Here is a 17,522-nt window from a genome sequence, read left to right on the forward strand (position 1 = left end):
GAAGGCGGCGATGCTGCAACTGACATTCACCGGTGCCGAGGTCTTGCGCCCCGACGGGCTGAGCACGAGCACGCTGAGCCTGTCTGACGGGCACATTGTCGAAGGGCAGGCGGGCCGTGTCATTGACCTTTCGGGCATGCGGATCCTGCCGGGCATTGTGGACATGCATGGCGATGGGTTTGAACGTCATCTGGCCCCTCGCCGTGGCGCGATGAAGGATCTGGGCCAAGGTCTGGCCAGCGCCGAGGCGGAACTGGCGGCCAATGGCATCACCACAGCGGTTCTGGCGCAATTCTGGTCCTGGGAGGGCGGGATGCGCGGCCGCGATTTTGCCCTGCGGTTTCTGAACGCCCTCAAGGGATATCAAGGCACAGGCACCGATCTGCAGGTCCAGCTGCGGTTCGAATATGCCATGTTGGAAGACTACAGCGCATTTGAGGCGACGGTGGCAGAACATGCGGTGCCCTATGTCGTCTTCAACGACCACCTGCCGCATAAGGCACTGGAAAAAGGTAAGAAGCCGCCGCGGCTGACCGGTCAGGCCCTGAAGGGGGGCCGCAGCCCTGAGGCGCATCTGCAGCTGATGCAGGGGTTACATGCCGCCATGCCGCAGGCGGAGGGCGCAGTCGCGGATCTGGCGCAGCGCCTATCTGCGCGCGGGGTGATTCTGGGCAGCCATGACGATGCAACGGCGGAAGGCCGCGCCACATGGCAGGCCCGTGGTGTTTCGGTCAGTGAGTTTCCCGAAACCCGCGTGGCGGCTGAGGCGGCTGAGGGCGGGATCGTCCTTGGCGCCCCCAATGTGGTGCGCGGCGGCAGCCATTCCGGCAATGTTAGCGCCGCGGATCTGATAACGGGTGGCCTTGGGGATGCTTTGGCGTCGGATTATCACTACCCGGCACCACGACAGGCCGCTTTGATCTTGGCGGAGGAGGTCGGGTTGCAACGTGCCTGGGCGCTTGTGTCCTCTGGCCCTGCGGCGCTGCTGGGGCTGCAGGATCGTGGTGAGCTGACCCCCGGAAAACGTGCGGATCTGGTGATTTTGGATGGTGCAGGCCGGATCGGCGCGACGCTTGCGGGCGGGCGGATCACCTACCTCAGCGGAGCGGTGGCTGAGCGTTTCATGAGGTGATGTTTCGCCCGGCTGATAGGTCGGGCAGCGCCTGCCTGCCCCCTTGGCAGGCGCATTCGCGCCCACCCAGGCAGGCGCTGCCGTTAGTTTACAACGGCTTTAGCCTTTAGCCGCGACTTGTACGCGGTTCACATGGCCCATCTTACGGCCCGGCTTGGCGTCAGCCTTGCCATAAAGATGCAGCGCGGCGTTGGTTTCCAGTGCAATCTCCCCAACCCGCTCCATATCGTCGCCGATCAGGTTTTCCATCACCACATCGCTGTGCCGCTTTCCATCACCCAGCGGCCAGCCAGCAACGGCACGGATGTGCTGTTCGAACTGATCCACCGCGCAGCCATTCTGCGTCCAATGGCCTGAGTTGTGAACGCGCGGTGCGATTTCATTCACGATCAGCCCCTCAGGCGTCACAAACAGCTCCACCCCCATGGTCCCGACATAATCCAAGGAATTCAGGATATTGGCGGTCATCAACACAGCATCCATCCGCTGGCCAGCGCTTAGACGGGCCGGCACGGTGGTGGTGTGCAGAATGCCGTCGCGGTGGACGTTTTCACCGGGATCGAAACAGGCCACCTGACCATCCGCGCTGCGGGTGCCGATGACTGAAACCTCATGGCTGAAGTTTACGAAGCCTTCCAAAACCGCAGGGGCACCTGCCATATCGGCCAGCGCCTGGGCGGCATCCTCAGTCGATTTCAGCCGCGACTGGCCTTTGCCGTCATAGCCAAACCGCCGGGTTTTCAGGATCGAAGGCGTACCGATCTCGGCAACGGCCTTTTCCATGTCCTCGGCGTTTTCCACATTTGCGAAAGGCGCGGTTTTCAGGCCCAGTTCTGCCAGATAGGTCTTTTCCGTCAGGCGGTCCTGGCTGACCCGCAGGGCTTCGCGGCCTGGCCGGATCGGGCGCAGGCTTTCCAGCACATCTAGGGCCGAGGTCGGGATGTTTTCAAACTCATAGGTGATCACATCCACGGTGGCGGCAAAGGCGCGCAGGGCATCGTGATCTTCATAGCTGGCCGTGGTCAGCTGATGCGCCACATCCGCCGCGGGCGGGTTGGCACTGGGTTCAAAAATATGGGTGCGCAGCCCCAGACGGGAGGCTGCCACTGACAGCATCCGCCCCAGCTGACCACCGCCCAGAATGCCGATCACGGCGCCGGTTTTCAGCATCTCACTCATCGACAGGTTCATCCGGGATGGAGGCTGAAAGCGCATCACGCCAGGCATCCAGCCGGGCCGCAATCTCAGCGTCGTTATTGGCAAGGATCCCCGCCGCCATCAGGCCTGCGTTTTTCGCACCTGCGGCCCCGATGGCCATGGTGGCAACCGGAAAACCGCGCGGCATCTGCAGGATCGAATAGAGGCTATCAACCCCAGAAAGCGCCTTGGTCTGGACCGGCACGCCGATCACCGGCACGCGGGTCTTGCTGGCCATCATGCCCGGCAGATGCGCCGCGCCGCCTGCGCCTGCGATGATCACATGCAGCCCGCGGTCCACCGCGGTCTTGCCGTAATCCCACAGCCGATCCGGCGTGCGATGAGCCGAGACGATCTTGGCCTCATATGGAATGTTGAGTTCGTCGAGAATATCAGCGGCTTCTTTCATCGTGGGCCAGTCAGATTGGCTGCCCATGATGATGCCGACTTGGATCTGTGTCATTTAGCGTCCCCAGATGAAGGAGCGCGCACTATAGCCAGCCTTGCGGATTACGCAATGATATCCGGGGTCAAACGATCCTCGATTATGGCGATAATGTCTTTTAGCCGCAGCTTTTTCTTTTTCAGGCGCTGAATGGTCAGCTGATCGGCGGTTCCAACCTCAATCAGGGCCTTGATGGCGGCATCCAGATCGCGGTGTTCTTCGCGAAACACCTCAAGTTCCACGCGCAGCACGTCATCGGTTTTCATCGAGATGTCGGCGGTAATATTCATGGCCGTGATTCCGTTTCGCTGGCTACCGCAACAGGATACTTCAATCAGCCGCCGCCGCAAAGACCTTGCGCACGGGCCAACGGGTGCCCATATTTCAATGAGGGCCGCCGAAATGGGGCCTGATTCAGTCAGTTACGTCATCTGCCGTCGCGCAGACCGGGCTGATTGCACAGTCGCTTGATCGTAAGGACGTGTCGATGACAAAGCTTACCCTGGGATCGCATCCCTACCTGCTGGGGTTTGACCAGCTGGAACGCCTTCTGGAACGCAATGCCAAATCCGGCAACGAAGGCTATCCGCCGTTTAACATCGAACAGACCTCGCAGAATTCGTATCGCATCACGCTGGCGGTCGCGGGGTTTGGTGAGGATGATCTGGCGATTACCGTTGAGGACCAGCAATTGGTCATCCGGGGCCGTCAGTCCGACGACAGCGAAGGCCGGGTGTTCCTGCACCGTGGCATCGCGGCACGTCAGTTCCAGCGCTCCTTTGTGCTGGCCGATGGGGTCGAAGTGGGTGAGGCGGTGATGGAAAACGGGCTGCTGCACGTTGATCTGTCGCGCATACAGCCTGAGACTGTGGTGCAAACGATTAACATCAAGAAAGGGTAAACATATGGATACGAAAGTTGCGATGCAGGGGTTCGACCTGACTGCGAAAAAGCAGATCGTCTATGTCCGCCCGGTTCGGGTGAAGGATCTGCCGCAAGAGGTGCGCGATCAGGCCGGTGGCCGTGAGGTGCTCTATGAGGTGGCGCGCCCGGATGGTGAGCAGCTGGCACTGACCGGGGACCGGGATACGGCCTATTTCCTGGCGCGTGAAAATGATCTGGCTCCGGTGACGCTGCACTAAGCCCGGTTTCACCAATCTCAAAGAACATGCGGGGGGCGCCTGGGCGCCCCTTTTTCGTGCGCCTTATCTGGGGCGGCGATTAATGTTCACTGCTGCAGTGATCATGGCTGGCCAAGGAGGCCAGAACATAACATTTGGCCGAGGTGCCATCGCCTGAACAGCCCTCAGAAATGCGGGCCAATTCCCCCTCCAGCCGTTTCAACCGTTCGATCTTGGCGCGGACATCCACCAGCTGCTCGGCCGCAATGGCATTGGCCTCGGCGCAGGACCGATCCGGGTGATCCTGCAGTTCAATCAGGGACTGGATCGCCTCGATTGAGAACCCCAGATCGCGCGCGTGTTTGATGAAACCCAGCCGCTCCAACTCACTATGGCCATAGCGGCGTTGGTTGCCTTCGGTGCGGGCCGGGGCATCGATCAGGCCCATCTGTTCATAGTAGCGGATGGTGGGAACTTTGACCCCGGTTTCACGGGACAACGCGCCGATGGAAAACATGTGAGAAACCTCTTGAACCTCTAGCTGCTAGAGAAATTACAGATAGGCTAGAGACGAAATCAAGGAGAGAATCATGGCAGGTTGCTGTGGGCAAAACGCGCAATTCGACGGGGTGTCGAAGGATTACAAACGCCGGCTCTGGCTGGTGATTGCGCTGAATGCCATCATGTTCGCGGTGGAGATGACGGCAGGCCATATGGCCAAGTCGCAGGCGCTGCAGGCCGATGCGCTGGATTTCTTCAGCGATGCGCTGACTTACGGCGTGTCGCTGGCAGTCATCGGCGCCTCAATCAAGGTGCGGACCATGGCGGCATTGGGCAAGGGCATCAGCCTGTTGCTGATGGGCGTCTGGGTCTTTGGCTCGACCATCTACCGGGTGATGTACCTCGGTGTGCCCGAGGCTGAGATCATGGGCGTTGTCGGCTTTATGGCTTTGGCAACCAACCTGATTTCGGTGGCCCTTCTGGTGAAATACAAAGACGGCGACGCCAATGTGCGGTCGGTCTGGCTGTGTTCGCGCAATGATGCCATCGGCAATGTGGCGGTGATGTTTGCGGCCTTGGGGGTCTGGGGCTCAGGCTCGGGCTGGCCGGATGTGATCGTGGCGGGCATCATGGCCACGCTGTTCCTCTCCTCAGCCTTCCAGATCATCAAACAGGCGCTGGCAGAACGGCGCGCGGTTGTGGATCACGCGCAATCCCACGCCTAAAGAAAAAGCCCCGCGTCCGTCGCGGGGCTTTCGTCATTTGGCAGGTGGGGGCAGGGTGCGCCCCACCTCAAAACTGCGCGCCAGCAAGGCCTTGCGCCGCGGCTCAGATCCGGTGGATCCGCACAGCAGTTCCATCTTCCGCGGGCTGAGGCCAAAGTAGCCAAAGGTGCCTTTGATCCAGGCGGTTTCCAGCGCGGCGCCATAACCTTCCTGCTCAATCTCATCTGACCGCGCACCGGCCGGGATCAGCAAAACCCCGGTCCGGGGACGTTGCAGCGATTTTTCCGGGTCATCCAACTGATCATAGGCCCAGCCCCAGCGCCAGACCCGATCAACCCAGCCTTTGGTCATCGCAGGCATCCCCCACCAGAACAGCGGAAACACCAGACAGACCGCATCAGCCCGCGCGATGCGCTCTTGCTCAGCACTCACATCTGAGAGGTCAGCGCCCGGCGCATCCGGGTCAATGTCAGACTGGGACCACAGCGGATTGAAGTCTTCGGCATTGAGGTCCGCCAGTTCAGCTGTATGCTCCGCCGCCTCGGCGCCCGCCATAAAGGACTGCGCCACAGCATGGCTGAAGGAGTTGGGATTGGGATGATCCAGAACGGTGAGAACGTGCATCTTTGGCCTGTGTGTTTATGTGATGATGCAGGCTTTCTAGGACCTCAAGGGTGGTTTAGATCAAGGGAAATTTGCCCGCCGCAAAGAAAAAGCCCCGCCAGTTGGCAGGGCTTCCTCTGTCATATGTGCCAGTGCATATGTCCCGGTGCTTAGGCCCAGGCGCCCGAAATCAGGCCCATGGATTCCAGCTTCAGCAGAACCTGATGGGCGCAGTTGTCGACCTCGACGTTTTCGGTCTCAACCGACAGTTCGGGGTTCTGAGGCACGTCATAGGGATCCGAGATGCCGGTGAACTCTTTGATCTTGCCTTCGCGCGCCAACTTGTAGAGGCCCTTGCGGTCGCGGCGTTCACATTCCTCGATCGAGGTGGCAACGTGGATTTCCACAAAGGCACCATATTGTTCGATCTCTTCACGCACGTGACGGCGGGTGGCCGCGTAGGGGGCGATCGGGGCACAGATGGCGATACCGCCGTTCTTGGTGATTTCCGAGGCCACATAACCGATGCGTTTGATGTTGAGGTCGCGGTGCTCCTTGGAGAAGCCCAGCTCGCTCGACAGGTTTTTCCGCACGATATCCCCGTCCAGCAGGGTCACGGGGCGGCCGCCCATCTCCATCAGCTTGACCATCAACGCGTTGGCGATGGTGGATTTGCCGGAACCCGAGAAACCGGTGAAGAAGACGGTGAAACCCTGTTTGGAACGCGGCGGTTTGGTGCGGCGCAGTTCACGCACTACCTCAGGGAAGGAGAACCACTCAGGGATTTCCAGACCTTCGGCCAGACGGCGGCGCAGTTCGGTGCCCGAGATGTTCAGGATGGTGACGTCATCCTTATCTTCGATCTCATCGGCAGGTTCGTATTGGGCGCGCTCTTGCACATATACCATGTGTTTGAAGTCGACCATTTCGATGCCGATTTCATCCTGATACTCGCGGAACAGATCCTGCGCATCGTAAGGACCGTAGAAATCTTCACCAGCCGAGTTCTTGCCGGGGCCTGCGTGGTCGCGGCCAACGATGAAGTGGGTGCAGCCGTGGTTGGCGCGGATCAGACCGTGCCAGACAGCCTCACGCGGGCCCGCCATCCGCATCGCCAGGTTCAGCAGCGACATCGAGGTGGTGGCCTGCGGATATTTGTCCAGCACCGCCTCATAGCAGCGCACGCGGGTGAAGTGATCCACGTCACCCGGTTTGGTCATGCCCACAACAGGGTGGATCAGCAGGTTGGCCTGCGCTTCACGTGCAGCGCGGAAGGTCAGTTCCTGGTGCGCGCGGTGCAGCGGGTTGCGGGTCTGGAAGGCAACAACCTTGCGCCAGCCCATCTTGCGGAAATAGGCGCGCAGCTCATTCGGGGTGTCGCGGCGGGCGCGGAAATCATAGTGAACCGGCTGTTGAATGCCGGTTACCGGGCCGCCCAGATAGACCTTGCCGGCCTGATTGTGCAGGTAGTTCACCGCTGGGTGGGCATCGTCATCAGCACCAAAAACCTTCTCGGCCTCAAGCGCTTTGTTCGGCACCCAGTTGTCGGTGACGGTCATGGTGGCCAGGATCACACCTTCCTGGTCGCGCAGGGCAATGTCCTGACCCTCTTCCAGCTTGCTGGCAAACTCTTCTGACACATCCAGGTTGATCGGCATCGGCCACAGCGACCCGTCGGCCAGACGCATGTTCTCAACCACACCGTTGTAGTCTTCTTCGCTCAGGAAGCCCTTCAGCGGGTTGAAGCCACCGTTCATCAGCAGTTCCAGATCGCAGATCTGGCGCGGGGTTAGATCCCAGCTGACCAGATCAGCTGCTTCGGTCTTCATTTTCTGGGCCGACTCATAAGAGACATAAAGCTCAGGGATGGGAGCCAGATTGTTTTGCATGATTTGCATCCTACTCTTGAAGGGAACCAACCCGCTGGTTGTTCCGGTAAGTTCTGCGTGCAGAGCTTCATACTCTGCAAATTTTCGTTTCAGGAATTGATCGGTGAGCCGGTTCTTCTCGGCCGCGCCGCGCGCCGTGATGGCATAGGCATAGCGTTGGCGTTTGTCGGGGCCATCGCGGGCTGAAATGTCGATCAGCCCCTGTTCGGCCGTTTTGCGCAGAAGCGTGTTCAGCCGTCCCAGCGAAATGCCCAGGGCCTCGGCCGTGGCGCGCTGGGTTGCGTCAGGCGCAGTGTCCAGCTGGCGCAGCAGACGGAAGCGCATGTCTTCCTCAGCGGCTGAGATATTGGATTTCGGGGCGGTCATACCGGGACTCTTTGCGACTCTTACTGCGACTCAATGTTTGTTCACGCGTGAACACATTGCACAGAATGCAGTTTTCACAAAGGAATTTTTTGCAGTTGCAGCATTTGACGGGAAAGTAAGACAGGTTTCCCACGCCACCTTACTGGCGTGGGATGTGGTTCTGTCAGATCAGTTTTCCGCGAAACCCCAGCCGTCCGGGGCAAAGCCATTTTCAAGCGCAGCCTTGGTGGCCAGCTCCTCAGCGGTCCAGATGGCGGCGGCGCTGATCAGGTGATCGGCCATAGTGGCGATCAGGGTGTCGGGCTCATCTTCGGCGCTGGTGATCCATTGGGTTTCAAACCCCAGATCCGCCAGCGCCTGCGCGGCAGGGCGCCAATCGGCATCCGCATCAGCCGGGACAAAGAAAAGGTCCAGATCCGCCTCAGTGGGCAAGGGACCCTCAGCCTGCAGATCGGAAAAGGCCGAGAATGTCTCGGCCTTTTGACTGTCAAAATCATGCGCCACGGCGCTTACTCCTGCTCAGCCAGGAAACGCTCAGCATCAAGCGCGGCCATACAGCCCATGCCAGCCGAGGTCACAGCCTGGCGGTATTTGTGATCGGTCAGATCGCCCGCAGCAAAGATACCCGGGATCGAGGTTTCGGTGGTGCCGGGGGTCACTTTGACATAGCCGCCGTTGTGCAGTTCCAGCACATCCTTCACCAGTTCATTGGCCGGGGCGTGGCCGATGGCGATAAACACACCTTTGGCCGGGATCTCAGAGATCTCACCGGTTTCGGTGTGTTTCACCTTCACGCCGGTGACGCCTTTGGGGTTGTCTTCGCCCACAACCTCTTCCAGCTCATGGAACCAGAGGGTTTCGATCTTCTCATTCTTGAACAGACGGTCCTGCAGGATCTTCTCCGCGCGCAGCTCATCGCGGCGGTGGATCAGCGTCACCTTGGAGGCAAAGTTCGTCAGGAACAGCGCCTCCTCCACAGCGGTGTTACCGCCGCCGACCACAACGATTTCCTGACCGCGGTAGAAGAACCCGTCACAGGTGGCACAGGCCGACACGCCGAAGCCTTTGTAGGCCTCCTCACTGTCCAGCCCCAGCCATTTGGCGCGCGCACCGGTGGCCAGAATGACAGCATCGGCGGTGTAGATGGTGCCGCTGTCACCCTTGGCGGTGAAGGGGCGTTTGCTGGTGTCCAGCTCGGTGATGATATCGCCGATCACCTCAGTGCCCATGGCGCGGGCGTGCTCTTCCATCTTCATCATCAGCTCAGGGCCCTGAACCTCGACGAAGGAGGGGTAGTTTTCCACCTCGGTTGTGGTGGTCAGCTGACCACCGGGCTCAATGCCCTGAACAAGGATCGGCGACAGCATGGCGCGGGCCGCGTAAACGCCGGCGGTGTAGCCTGCCGGGCCAGAGCCGACGATCAGAACCTTGGTGTGACGTGTTTCGGCCATTTCGGGGCCCTCTCATTCCAGAAAAATCAGTCACAAACGCATATAGACAAGGCGGTGAGGTCAGAAAAGGCCCAGCTCTTCAAAAGCGCGTTTAGGTGCAAATTCCAAACATCTGGAAAGCTGACCTTTGGTCAACGAAATAATGTTGCGCGTGTTTTGCGTGGTGGTATAAGAAACCGATCAAAGGAGAGTGTGTTATGCCCTCATCGCGGCTGGATCCCATCGATCGTAAAATCCTCGCTGAATTGCAAGCTGACGGCCGCATGACAAATGTCGAGCTGGCCAAACGTGTGGGCATCTCAGCGCCGCCCTGTCTGCGGCGTGTGCGCACGCTGGAAGAGGCGGGGTATATCAAGGGCTATCACGCTGAGGTTGATTCGCGGGAACTGGGCTTTGAGGTTCAGGTCTACGCGATGGTCGGGCTGCAGAGCCAAGCCGAAAGCGATCTGAGTGAGTTTGAAACCCGCTGTCGTGACTGGCCGCTGGTCCGCGAATGCAACATGCTCAACGGCGAAGTGGATTTCATCCTGAAATGCGTCGCGCCGGATCTCAGCACGTTTCAGGCCTTCCTGACCGGTGATCTGCTGAAGGCGCCGAATGTGGCCTCGGTCAAAACCTCACTGGTGATCCGCAGCGCCAAGGATGAACCGGGCGTACCCTTTGAGGTGCTGGAGGAACGGCTCAGCCGGATGGCCTGAGCCTAAAAACCACCCGTTAGGCCCAATTCAGTTCCGCATCACGCACCCGCGTGCTGCCGGCGACCAATGGTGCGCCAAAGTCTTCGGGTCGTTTGATATGCGGGAAAAAGGACATGAACAGCTGTTTCATGTTCGGTCCCAAGAGGCGCAGCTTTTCCATCTGCGGATGATAGCTGGCCAATTGCACGCCGTTGGCAATCAGGCTGGACTGCTGCGGCAGCAACAGGTGAAACACCTGTACCGATGACGGCGGCGCGGTGCGAAACACCGTATTGCCGTCCTCCAGATCCGCGATTGGGGTCAGCTGCTGCGCTGGGCCGCTCAGGCCGCCGGGGCCAGGGCGCACAACCTGCGCTGCCGGGCCAAGCATCAGATCACTTTCAGGGCGGGCAAACCCAAACGACCCCTGCATCACCCGCGCCAGTTGCTGGCTTTCGGGATGATCGGTTGGGGTGTTGGGTACAATGTTCATGGATCCCCGCCACAACAGCGGCTGAGCACCAAATTCCACCGTTTCCAGCATCATCCCGGGATACAGATCCTCCACGGGGCAGGCGCCCTGACTTGTCTTGAAGACCGTTCCGCGGGCAAAGGCGGAAAACGCTGCCTCAAAAAGCGGCATCGCAGGCGCAACCAATGTGTGGGTGGTGGTCTGGGTCAGACATTCATAGCGACGCATCAGCGGACGTTTCGTCAGGGTGCGCCCGCTGGAGGTTTGCGGGGCAGGGCGGCGATGCGGTTTGGCCGTCAGGGCGGTGGGCAGGATGGAATTCAAAACAATACTCTTTCTTCAAAGCACCCACCGGGGGCGGGCGCGTTTACAACAGGCGGGCGGCACAAATCGCGACCCTGAATTGTAAGAGAACCGCCCCTTTCGGGGCGGCCCTTCACTCACACAACATTCTCACTGGTTAAGAATGTAGGTAAACTCGGGTGGGCCACCGTTAGGCGGCACGTTTGATCGGAGCTTTGGATGGTTTGCCCGCCAGTTTGCGTGCGGCCCAGGGCATTGCCGGCAGATCGGTTTTCGAAGTTTCGATCACAGATTTCATCCAGCGTTTCTGACGTTTCATCACTTGGCTCCTGCTCACTCTATTCTCAGTCTCTGGCACTTTCTGTGCCGGTTGGTTGAGATCAATATGAGGGTCCATTTGGGCCAAGATACGGCGCCTGGCTGGGCAAATAAGGCAATTTGGTGAAATGTGACTGCGCGGGCCGTTATCCGCGTAGGTCGCTGCAATTATTTATTAAAATCCAACATTCAGACACCCACTACCACCGAACCGGTCGCAATTGTGCCGCTTTGTTGCGTCGAAATCGCGTTACAGTCGTATGCAGGAGATCAAGCGCCCGTAGTCGGCCTGCCCCTCATGGGTGCTCAGACGGTAGGAATAGAATCTGTTAGGATCGGAATAGGTGCAATGCCGGCTCCATTCTGCCTGAGCAATGCCAGCCGTCCGCAGCTTGTGCAGGCCAAAGGCAGGCAGGTCAAACTGATACCGGTCACCTGCGCCTTGGGCAAAGAACCGGCTGTTTGTGGCGTCTTCTGCCATGAAATCATCCAGCAGTTCCGGTCCCACTTCATAGGCGCGCTGGCTGATGCAGGGGCCGATCACCGCGTTGATGCGGTCGCGCTTTGCGCCCAGCTCTTCCATCACACTGATCGTATTGTCCAAAACACCTGCCACCGCACCGCGCCAGCCTGCATGGGCGGCGCCAATCACACCCGCCGCGTGGTCGGCAAACAGAACAGGCTGACAATCGGCGGTCAGGATACCCAGTGCCAAGCCCGGGGTTTTGGTCACAATCGCATCGGCTTTGGGCCGGTCGGTCAACGGTGCGTCCACCACCGCAACCTCGGCCGAATGGACCTGATGCACCGTCACCAGATCGGGCAGCGCCACCTCCATCGCATCGGCAACGCGGCTGCGGTTGATCTCGACAATTTCGGCCTGATCGCTGGAGCCCTGACCGCAGTTCAGCCCTTCAAAAATGCCCGAAGAGGCGCCGCCTTTGCGGGTGAAGAAGCCGTGGCGCACTGGCGCCAGCAGGTCAGAGGTCAGGATTTCCAAAGTCATGCGTCAAGTCCGGGCGGCGGGGGTTGGGTTGCGGGGTAAAGGCCGATCACCTTAAAGAGCGTCCCCATTTCATCGGGGTGCGTCAAGCGGCGATGTGCGGCAATCAGATCGTCCAGTGTGGCGCCGGTCGCGCGTGTCGCCAGGGCCTGCGCGCGCTGCGTGATGCCCAGGCGTTCCAGGAAAACACCCTGTGATGTCATGGAGCTATGGGCGCTGGGGCTGGCCAGTGCTAGCTGTTCGAAATCTACATGGGCGGTCAGATCTGCCTCACCAGGGCCGGCCAGCGGGTTCACTTTTTGGTGCGATTTCACCGCTTGCAGCGTGTCACCGGTGCTGTGCCAGTCGCCGTAGTCAAAGATCAGCGCCGCACCGCCGTGTTCATTGATGCGCCGTCCAATCTCTGCCGCCAGGGGCGCGGCGGCGGGGCAGACCTCAAGCAGATCGCCGATTTCCGTCTCGGCCAAACGGTGGTCCAGCGCGGCAACCGGGGCAATCCCGCCAAGGGCAAATCCCAGTTCGCCATCCTGGGCGATCACCCGTTTTTCGCGCCAACCCTCGCCGTCGCGAATGAACTGACGGATCGGCAGGGCATCAAAAAATTCGTTTGCCACCAGCCACATTGGTGCCTCAGGCAGATCCGCCAAAGTGTCATGCCATGTCACCTCATGGCCCTGCAGCGCGTCGCGCTGGCGATCGCGCAACACCGGTGAGGCTTCAACCAGATGCACCGACAGGGCGGCGTGAAATCCCGGTACGGCGCGGGTGGCCCGCAGGATATCAGCCATCAGCGTGCCGCGCCCCGGGCCAGCTTCGGCCAGAATGATGCGGGATGGGGCCCCTTGATCCAGCCAGCTTTGCGCTAGGGACAGGCCGACTAATTCGCCAAACATCTGGCTGATTTCCGGCGCGGTGGTGAAGTCGCCCGCGGCCCCAAGGGGATCGCGGGTGGTGTAGTAGCCCAAGGTCGGATGCAGCAGGCATTCGGCCATGAAATCGGCCACGGTCAGGGGGCCGGTGTCATTGATGCGTTCCAGCAGGTGGCCCAGCATAGCGCTCATGCAGGTGCCCCTTGGCGCGGCTGGCGGCGCGCCCAGAAGAAGATCGCAAGACCGATCAGCAGCATAGGAAGTGACAAAATTTGTCCCATTGTCACCCCTGCTTGTCCCATCTGGATCACATAGCCCATCGGATTGTCGAGGGTGATGAACTGATCGTCGGCCTGACGGAAGAACTCGACAATAAACCGCGACAGCCCGTAGCCGGCGACAAACAGGCCCATCAATTGGCCGGGCACCTTCAGCCCGTCGCGGCGGAAGGCCAGTACCAGCAGCAACGCGCCAAGGAGCAGCCCTTCAAGCGCCGCCTCATAAAGCTGCGAGGGATGGCGGGCGCAAAGCCCGATCACCCCTTCGCAGGTCTGCGCAGAGGGGCCGGGAAAGGCCACGCCCCAGGGCACATCGGTTGGGCGGCCCCAAAGTTCACCGTTGATAAAATTCGCAACCCGCCCCAGCAGCAGGCCAGTCGGTACAGCCAACGCCAGACTGTCACCCAGGCTCAGCCGGTTGACGCCCTGCCGTCCGGCCCAGATCCAGGCGGCCACAACCACCCCAAGGAACCCGCCGTGGAAGGCCATACCGCCCTGCCAGACCATCAGGATCTCACTGGGATTGTCGAGGTAATAGGCGGGTTTGTAAAACAGCACATAGCCCAGCCGGCCACCCAGAATGACGCCCAGGATGATCCAGGTCAGCAGATCCTCCACCTGTTCTTTGCTCATCGGGGCCGTGTCACCGGGCCAGAGCTGCGGGCGTGATGCCGCCATGACGATCAGCCGCCAGCCAATCAGGATGCCCCCGATATAGGCCAGCGCATACCAGCGCAGCGCAAAGGTGATGCCAAAGAGCGAGATCGAGAAGATCTCGGGCGAAATATCGGGAAAGGGGATCATAGCCTGCATATGCGTCTCTGTGCCTCTGGCTTTGGGGTGAAGTCAACCTTGTGACTTTTGTCGTTCCACCCCATATAGGGATCAAATTGCAACGCTGGAGAGCCTCATGCAGACCCGCAACAAGTTTCTCGATGATATGTCGCAGCTGATGACCAACGCCATGGGCGTGGCACAGGGCGCCAAAGACGAAGCGGAAAACGCGATGAAAAGCGTGATGGACCGCTGGTTGGCCGATCGTGACTTTGTCACCCGCGAAGAGTTCGACGCCGTGCGCGCGATGGCCCAGAAGGCCCGCGAAGAAAACGAAGCGCTGAAAGCGCGCCTTGATGCGCTGGAAGCGGATAAGTGATCGGTTCGGCCCCACAGTAGCTGGGGCCATCTGACTACGTCATCGGCGCAAATCAGCCTAAGACTTTGGCAGGCGGTCCCGGATGCGGGGGCGCCTTTCTTTTTGGGGCGAAGCTGTATTCTGCCTAGAGATACCCACAGCTTTTCGCGTCTCGATTCATTTCATCCACAAGTTATTGAGGTTATCCCCAAAGATAGGGGTTTACAGGATTCAGCGCCGCAGGCACCATATCTTGTAAGGTCTGGGGGAAATTCACCGACCGTTAGAGCAGGCAACAAACCATAGAGGCGCTGCCAAGCCTCCCAGGGAAACACCTGAAAATGGGTTGCCGAGGCAAGAGCATGAGGTGGCAAGATGGCTTTGACTGAAGAGTATATGGCGGGTGATCTGCATCCGATCGATCTGGTCGAATATATCGCTGAACATCACAAATGGGATTTTGACCGTATCGCCGAAGACCAGATCGCCATGGCGGTCGAGGGGCAGTGGCGGACCTATACGCTGACACTGGCCTGGTCCGAACACGAAGAGGCGCTGCGGCTGATCTGCACCTTTGAGCTGGAACCGCCCAAGGATCGGCTGCCGGCGGTGTATGAGATGCTCAACACCGTGAATGACCAATGCTGGAGCGGCAGCTTCACCTTCTGGGAAAAGCAGAACCTGATGGTGTTCCGCTATGGTCTGCTGCTGGCTGGCGGTCAGGACGCCTGCGCGGAACAGGTGGATATGATGATCGGCGCGGCTGTGGCCAACGCTGAACGCTACTATCCGGCCCTTCAACTGGTGATATGGGGCGACCGTTCGCCGAAAGAGGCGATCCAAGTCGCCATTGCAGAGGCTTACGGACGCGCGTAACACTCCGCCCCAAAGGGTTTAAGATACCGGGAGGGGCAATCATGGACATGCAACATGTGGCCAGCAAAGGGCTGGTGCTACTGGGCTGTGGCAAGATGGGATCGGCCATGCTGGAGGGCTGGCTGAACGACGGTCTGCCTGCGGGTTCGGTCTATGTGCTGGATCCCTATCCGTCTGACTGGCTGAAGGGCACGGGAGTGCACATCAACACCGACCTGCCTACCGACCCGGCGATTGTGTTGGTGGCGGTGAAACCGCAGATGATGGGCGAAGCCCTGCCGACTCTGGTGGCGAAGGGCAATGGTGAGGCGGTATTTGTCTCGGTCGCGGCGGGCACCCCGATCGCTCAGTTTGAGGCCGTGCTGGGTGGGCAAACCCCAATTGTGCGGGCGATGCCCAACACCCCGGCCGCCATCGGCCGCGGCATCACCGCCATCATCGGCAACACCCATGTCAGCGCCGCCGCGCTGGATCTGGCCGAGGCGCTGTTGCAGGCGGTGGGTCAGGTGGTGCGTCTGGAAACAGAAGATCAGATTGATGCGGTGACCGGCGTCTCTGGCTCGGGACCCGCTTATGTTTTCCACCTGATTGAGACGCTGGCCAAGGCCGGTGAAGCACAGGGTCTGTCGCCGGAACTGTCGATGCAGCTGGCCAAGGCCACTGTTGGCGGCGCGGGCGCATTGGCTGAGGCCGCGGCAGAGGATCCGGCGCAGTTGCGGGTGAATGTGACCAGCCCCAATGGCACCACCCAGGCTGCGCTGGAGGTGCTGATGGATGAACAGTCAGGTTTCCCCACATTATTGAACAAGGCCGTGGATGCGGCCGTCAAACGCTCAAAGGAGCTGGCCCGTGGCTGATGAGTTGAGTTTTGATGATTTCCTGAAGGTGGATATCCGCGCCGGTAAAGTGGTGCGTGCAGAACCCTATCCGGAGGCGCGCAAACCGGCGATCAAGATGTGGATCGATTTCGGCCCTGAACTGGGGGAGAAGAAGACCTCGGCCCAGGTGACGGCGCATTACACGCCCGAGGCGCTGATCGGCAAACAGGTCATGGCCGTGGTGAACTTCCCGCCGCGCCAGATCGGCCGCTTCATGTCTGAGGTGCTGGTGCTGGGTGTTTCGGACGCAGAGGGCGGCATTGTGCTCTTGTCGCCGGACCAAGAGGTTCCTTTGGGCGGGAGGATGCACTGATGGCGCGGTCCGGAACCCCACGGGTGTTGATTTCACGCCCCTTGCCCGACGCGGTTGCGCAACGGGCTGAGACGCTGTTTGACGTGGAATGGCGTGACAGCAACCTGCCGATGAGTGAGGCCGAAATGCGCTCCGCGTTGGCGCTTTATGATGGGATGATGCCGACGCTGGGCGATAAATTTTCGGATAAGATCTTTGCCGATTTTGGTCGCCCGCGCTGCCGGATCCTGGCCAATTTCGGGGTCGGCTATAATCACATCGATGTTGAGGCCGCGCGCGGCCATGGTGTGACCGTGACCAATACCCCCGGTGCGGTGACCGATGCCACCGCCGATACCGCGATGACGCTGTTGCTGATGAGCGCGCGCCGGGCAGGCGAAGGGGAACGGCTGGTGCGGTCCGGGCAATGGCAGGGCTGGCATCCGACGCAGATGCTGGGGCTGCATGTTTCGGGCAAGACGGTTGGCATCGTTGGCATGGGCCGGATCGGTCAGGCCATCGCGCGGCGCTGTCATTTTGGTTTTGGCATGAAGGTGCTTTACGCCAATCGATCCGCCAAGCAGATGGATTTTGAGGCCGAACAGGTGTCCATGTTGGATCTGGCAGCGCGCGCCGATGTGGTTGTGGTTGCAGTGCCCGGCAGCGCCGAGACCTACCACCTGATCGATGACGCCTTCTTTGCCGCGATGCAAAGCCACGCCCATTTCATCAACATCGCCCGTGGCGATGTGGTGAAAGAGGCCGCGCTGATCAACGCCCTTGAACAGGGGCAGATCGGTGGCGCGGGTCTGGACGTTTATGAGTTTGAGCCCGAGGTGCCTGAAGCCCTGCGCCGGATGGACAATGTCACGCTGCTGCCGCATCTGGGCACGGCGGCGCTGGATGTGCGCACGGACATGGGGATGCTGGTGCTCGACAACCTCGAAGCCTTCTTCAAGGGTGAGACGCCGCCAAACGCGCTTTGACCTTTGGC

At 60.1% G+C, this 17,522-nt stretch carries 23 protein-coding genes; 10 read left to right on the forward strand and 13 right to left on the reverse strand.

Features of this window, described 5'->3' with window-relative positions:
- The first annotated feature begins 10 nt into the window (after positions 1-10).
- Positions 11-1,132, forward strand: a complete 1,122-nt coding sequence (locus TL5118_RS01070) for an alpha-D-ribose 1-methylphosphonate 5-triphosphate diphosphatase (protein WP_058243406.1) — start codon at positions 11-13, stop codon at positions 1,130-1,132.
- 99 nt (positions 1,133-1,231) lie between these two features.
- Here TL5118_RS01070 and TL5118_RS01075 read toward each other — a convergent pair whose 3' ends face one another.
- The 3 genes from TL5118_RS01075 to TL5118_RS01085 are packed head-to-tail and all read right to left on the reverse strand — an operon-like array spanning position 1,232 to position 3,064.
- The gene (locus tag TL5118_RS01075; RefSeq protein WP_058243405.1) at positions 1,232-2,311 is read right to left on the reverse strand and encodes a 5-(carboxyamino)imidazole ribonucleotide synthase; all 1,080 of its coding nucleotides are present in this window, start codon (positions 2,309-2,311) and stop codon (positions 1,232-1,234) included.
- Positions 2,304-2,792, reverse strand: coding sequence for a 5-(carboxyamino)imidazole ribonucleotide mutase (gene purE, locus TL5118_RS01080; protein WP_058243404.1), 489 nt, complete (start codon positions 2,790-2,792; stop codon positions 2,304-2,306). The genes TL5118_RS01075 and purE overlap by 8 nt, the downstream gene beginning before the upstream one ends.
- 47 nt (positions 2,793-2,839) lie before the next feature.
- Positions 2,840-3,064 carry a YdcH family protein gene (locus TL5118_RS01085; protein ID WP_058243403.1) on the reverse strand — a complete coding sequence of 75 codons (225 nt, stop codon included), beginning with the start codon at positions 3,062-3,064 and terminating at the stop codon, positions 2,840-2,842.
- A 197-nt stretch (positions 3,065-3,261) separates the two neighbouring features.
- Between TL5118_RS01085 and TL5118_RS01090 the strand changes: the two genes are divergently transcribed.
- The gene (locus tag TL5118_RS01090) at positions 3,262-3,675 is read left to right on the forward strand and encodes an Hsp20 family protein (RefSeq protein WP_058243402.1); all 414 of its coding nucleotides are present in this window, start codon (positions 3,262-3,264) and stop codon (positions 3,673-3,675) included.
- Between the two features lie 4 nt (positions 3,676-3,679).
- Positions 3,680-3,916 (forward strand): DUF1150 family protein, encoded by a 237-nt coding sequence (locus TL5118_RS01095; RefSeq protein WP_058243401.1) that lies wholly within the window; start codon positions 3,680-3,682, stop codon positions 3,914-3,916.
- A 79-nt stretch (positions 3,917-3,995) separates the two neighbouring features.
- Here TL5118_RS01095 and TL5118_RS01100 read toward each other — a convergent pair whose 3' ends face one another.
- Positions 3,996-4,412, reverse strand: a complete 417-nt coding sequence (locus tag TL5118_RS01100) for a MerR family transcriptional regulator (RefSeq protein WP_058243400.1) — start codon at positions 4,410-4,412, stop codon at positions 3,996-3,998.
- A 73-nt stretch (positions 4,413-4,485) separates the two neighbouring features.
- On the opposite strand from TL5118_RS01100, the gene TL5118_RS01105 reads away from it, so the two are divergent.
- Positions 4,486-5,121, forward strand: a complete 636-nt coding sequence (locus TL5118_RS01105; RefSeq protein WP_058243399.1) for a cation efflux transmembrane domain-containing protein — start codon at positions 4,486-4,488, stop codon at positions 5,119-5,121.
- Between the two features lie 33 nt (positions 5,122-5,154).
- Here the strand turns inward: TL5118_RS01105 and TL5118_RS01110 are convergent, their stop codons facing one another.
- The 4 genes from TL5118_RS01110 to trxB all read right to left on the reverse strand — a co-directional run bounded on the left by TL5118_RS01110 (position 5,155) and on the right by trxB (position 9,430).
- On the reverse strand, positions 5,155-5,745 hold the full coding sequence (locus TL5118_RS01110; RefSeq protein ID WP_058243398.1) for an NAD(P)H-dependent oxidoreductase: 591 nt from the start codon (positions 5,743-5,745) through the stop codon (positions 5,155-5,157).
- Positions 5,746-5,894: 149 nt separating this feature from the next.
- On the reverse strand, positions 5,895-7,979 hold the full coding sequence (locus tag TL5118_RS01115) for a bifunctional sulfate adenylyltransferase/adenylylsulfate kinase (RefSeq protein WP_058243397.1): 2,085 nt from the start codon (positions 7,977-7,979) through the stop codon (positions 5,895-5,897).
- Positions 7,980-8,147: 168 nt separating this feature from the next.
- Entirely contained in the window at positions 8,148-8,483 is a 336-nt protein-coding gene (locus TL5118_RS01120; protein ID WP_058243396.1) for a ribonuclease E inhibitor RraB, read from the reverse strand.
- A gap of 5 nt (positions 8,484-8,488) precedes the next feature.
- Positions 8,489-9,430 (reverse strand): thioredoxin-disulfide reductase, encoded by a 942-nt coding sequence (gene trxB / locus TL5118_RS01125; RefSeq protein ID WP_058243395.1) that lies wholly within the window; start codon positions 9,428-9,430, stop codon positions 8,489-8,491.
- Between the two features lie 197 nt (positions 9,431-9,627).
- On the opposite strand from trxB, the gene TL5118_RS01130 reads away from it, so the two are divergent.
- Positions 9,628-10,128 carry an Lrp/AsnC family transcriptional regulator gene (locus TL5118_RS01130; protein WP_058243394.1) on the forward strand — a complete coding sequence of 167 codons (501 nt, stop codon included), beginning with the start codon at positions 9,628-9,630 and terminating at the stop codon, positions 10,126-10,128.
- 16 nt (positions 10,129-10,144) lie between these two features.
- Here TL5118_RS01130 and TL5118_RS01135 read toward each other — a convergent pair whose 3' ends face one another.
- The 5 genes from TL5118_RS01135 to lgt form a co-directional block, all read right to left on the reverse strand.
- Positions 10,145-10,903, reverse strand: coding sequence for a Hint domain-containing protein (locus TL5118_RS01135; RefSeq protein ID WP_058243393.1), 759 nt, complete (start codon positions 10,901-10,903; stop codon positions 10,145-10,147).
- Between the two features lie 169 nt (positions 10,904-11,072).
- Positions 11,073-11,201, reverse strand: coding sequence for a hypothetical protein (locus TL5118_RS21690; protein ID WP_278044369.1), 129 nt, complete (start codon positions 11,199-11,201; stop codon positions 11,073-11,075).
- Between the two features lie 249 nt (positions 11,202-11,450).
- On the reverse strand, positions 11,451-12,206 hold the full coding sequence (gene pgeF / locus TL5118_RS01140) for a peptidoglycan editing factor PgeF (RefSeq protein ID WP_058243392.1): 756 nt from the start codon (positions 12,204-12,206) through the stop codon (positions 11,451-11,453).
- A complete protein-coding gene (locus TL5118_RS01145; protein WP_058243391.1) occupies positions 12,203-13,264 on the reverse strand; it encodes a class I SAM-dependent methyltransferase in 1,062 nt (353 codons plus the stop codon). Before TL5118_RS01145 ends, pgeF begins: the two co-directional genes overlap by 4 nt.
- Positions 13,261-14,163, reverse strand: a complete 903-nt coding sequence (gene lgt, locus TL5118_RS01150) for a prolipoprotein diacylglyceryl transferase (RefSeq protein WP_058243390.1) — start codon at positions 14,161-14,163, stop codon at positions 13,261-13,263. The genes TL5118_RS01145 and lgt overlap by 4 nt, the downstream gene beginning before the upstream one ends.
- Before the next feature lie 97 nt (positions 14,164-14,260).
- Here lgt and TL5118_RS01155 point away from each other — a divergent pair, with 97 nt between their 5' ends.
- From TL5118_RS01155 to TL5118_RS01175, 5 genes are all read left to right on the forward strand, one after another.
- The gene (locus TL5118_RS01155; protein WP_058243389.1) at positions 14,261-14,503 is read left to right on the forward strand and encodes an accessory factor UbiK family protein; all 243 of its coding nucleotides are present in this window, start codon (positions 14,261-14,263) and stop codon (positions 14,501-14,503) included.
- A 354-nt stretch (positions 14,504-14,857) separates the two neighbouring features.
- On the forward strand, positions 14,858-15,358 hold the full coding sequence (locus tag TL5118_RS01160; RefSeq protein ID WP_058243388.1) for a type III secretion system chaperone family protein: 501 nt from the start codon (positions 14,858-14,860) through the stop codon (positions 15,356-15,358).
- 41 nt (positions 15,359-15,399) lie between these two features.
- The gene (proC, locus tag TL5118_RS01165) at positions 15,400-16,215 is read left to right on the forward strand and encodes a pyrroline-5-carboxylate reductase (RefSeq protein WP_058243387.1); all 816 of its coding nucleotides are present in this window, start codon (positions 15,400-15,402) and stop codon (positions 16,213-16,215) included.
- Complete coding sequence (locus TL5118_RS01170) at positions 16,175-16,549, forward strand: tRNA-binding protein (RefSeq protein WP_058243386.1); 375 nt, start codon at positions 16,175-16,177, stop codon at positions 16,547-16,549. The genes proC and TL5118_RS01170 overlap by 41 nt, the downstream gene beginning before the upstream one ends.
- Positions 16,549-17,514 carry a 2-hydroxyacid dehydrogenase gene (locus TL5118_RS01175; RefSeq protein WP_058243385.1) on the forward strand — a complete coding sequence of 322 codons (966 nt, stop codon included), beginning with the start codon at positions 16,549-16,551 and terminating at the stop codon, positions 17,512-17,514. The genes TL5118_RS01170 and TL5118_RS01175 overlap by 1 nt, the downstream gene beginning before the upstream one ends.
- Positions 17,515-17,522: the final 8 nt, after the last annotated feature.

The organism is Thalassovita autumnalis, from assembly GCF_001458255.1.
GTDB classification, from domain to species: Bacteria; Pseudomonadota; Alphaproteobacteria; order Rhodobacterales; family Rhodobacteraceae; genus Thalassobius; species Thalassobius autumnalis.

What these genes read in the sequence shown, in the direction of transcription:
- TL5118_RS01070 (WP_058243406.1), top strand. Translation starts at nt 11, where the DNA reads ATGCTGCAACTGACATTCACCGGTGCCGAGGTCTTGCGCCCCGACGGG.
- TL5118_RS01075 (WP_058243405.1), bottom strand. Translation starts at nt 2,311, where the DNA reads ATGAGTGAGATGCTGAAAACCGGCGCCGTGATCGGCATTCTGGGCGGT.
- purE (WP_058243404.1), bottom strand. Translation starts at nt 2,792, where the DNA reads ATGACACAGATCCAAGTCGGCATCATCATGGGCAGCCAATCTGACTGG.
- TL5118_RS01085 (WP_058243403.1), bottom strand. Translation starts at nt 3,064, where the DNA reads ATGAATATTACCGCCGACATCTCGATGAAAACCGATGACGTGCTGCGC.
- TL5118_RS01090 (WP_058243402.1), top strand. Translation starts at nt 3,262, where the DNA reads ATGACAAAGCTTACCCTGGGATCGCATCCCTACCTGCTGGGGTTTGAC.
- TL5118_RS01095 (WP_058243401.1), top strand. Translation starts at nt 3,680, where the DNA reads ATGGATACGAAAGTTGCGATGCAGGGGTTCGACCTGACTGCGAAAAAG.
- TL5118_RS01100 (WP_058243400.1), bottom strand. Translation starts at nt 4,412, where the DNA reads ATGTTTTCCATCGGCGCGTTGTCCCGTGAAACCGGGGTCAAAGTTCCC.
- TL5118_RS01105 (WP_058243399.1), top strand. Translation starts at nt 4,486, where the DNA reads ATGGCAGGTTGCTGTGGGCAAAACGCGCAATTCGACGGGGTGTCGAAG.
- TL5118_RS01110 (WP_058243398.1), bottom strand. Translation starts at nt 5,745, where the DNA reads ATGCACGTTCTCACCGTTCTGGATCATCCCAATCCCAACTCCTTCAGC.
- TL5118_RS01115 (WP_058243397.1), bottom strand. Translation starts at nt 7,979, where the DNA reads ATGACCGCCCCGAAATCCAATATCTCAGCCGCTGAGGAAGACATGCGC.
- trxB (WP_058243395.1), bottom strand. Translation starts at nt 9,430, where the DNA reads ATGGCCGAAACACGTCACACCAAGGTTCTGATCGTCGGCTCTGGCCCG.
- TL5118_RS01130 (WP_058243394.1), top strand. Translation starts at nt 9,628, where the DNA reads ATGCCCTCATCGCGGCTGGATCCCATCGATCGTAAAATCCTCGCTGAA.
- TL5118_RS21690 (WP_278044369.1), bottom strand. Translation starts at nt 11,201, where the DNA reads ATGAAACGTCAGAAACGCTGGATGAAATCTGTGATCGAAACTTCGAAA.
- pgeF (WP_058243392.1), bottom strand. Translation starts at nt 12,206, where the DNA reads ATGACTTTGGAAATCCTGACCTCTGACCTGCTGGCGCCAGTGCGCCAC.
- TL5118_RS01145 (WP_058243391.1), bottom strand. Translation starts at nt 13,264, where the DNA reads ATGAGCGCTATGCTGGGCCACCTGCTGGAACGCATCAATGACACCGGC.
- lgt (WP_058243390.1), bottom strand. Translation starts at nt 14,163, where the DNA reads ATGCAGGCTATGATCCCCTTTCCCGATATTTCGCCCGAGATCTTCTCG.
- TL5118_RS01155 (WP_058243389.1), top strand. Translation starts at nt 14,261, where the DNA reads ATGCAGACCCGCAACAAGTTTCTCGATGATATGTCGCAGCTGATGACC.
- TL5118_RS01160 (WP_058243388.1), top strand. Translation starts at nt 14,858, where the DNA reads ATGGCTTTGACTGAAGAGTATATGGCGGGTGATCTGCATCCGATCGAT.
- proC (WP_058243387.1), top strand. Translation starts at nt 15,400, where the DNA reads ATGGACATGCAACATGTGGCCAGCAAAGGGCTGGTGCTACTGGGCTGT.
- TL5118_RS01170 (WP_058243386.1), top strand. Translation starts at nt 16,175, where the DNA reads ATGCGGCCGTCAAACGCTCAAAGGAGCTGGCCCGTGGCTGATGAGTTG.
- TL5118_RS01175 (WP_058243385.1), top strand. Translation starts at nt 16,549, where the DNA reads ATGGCGCGGTCCGGAACCCCACGGGTGTTGATTTCACGCCCCTTGCCC.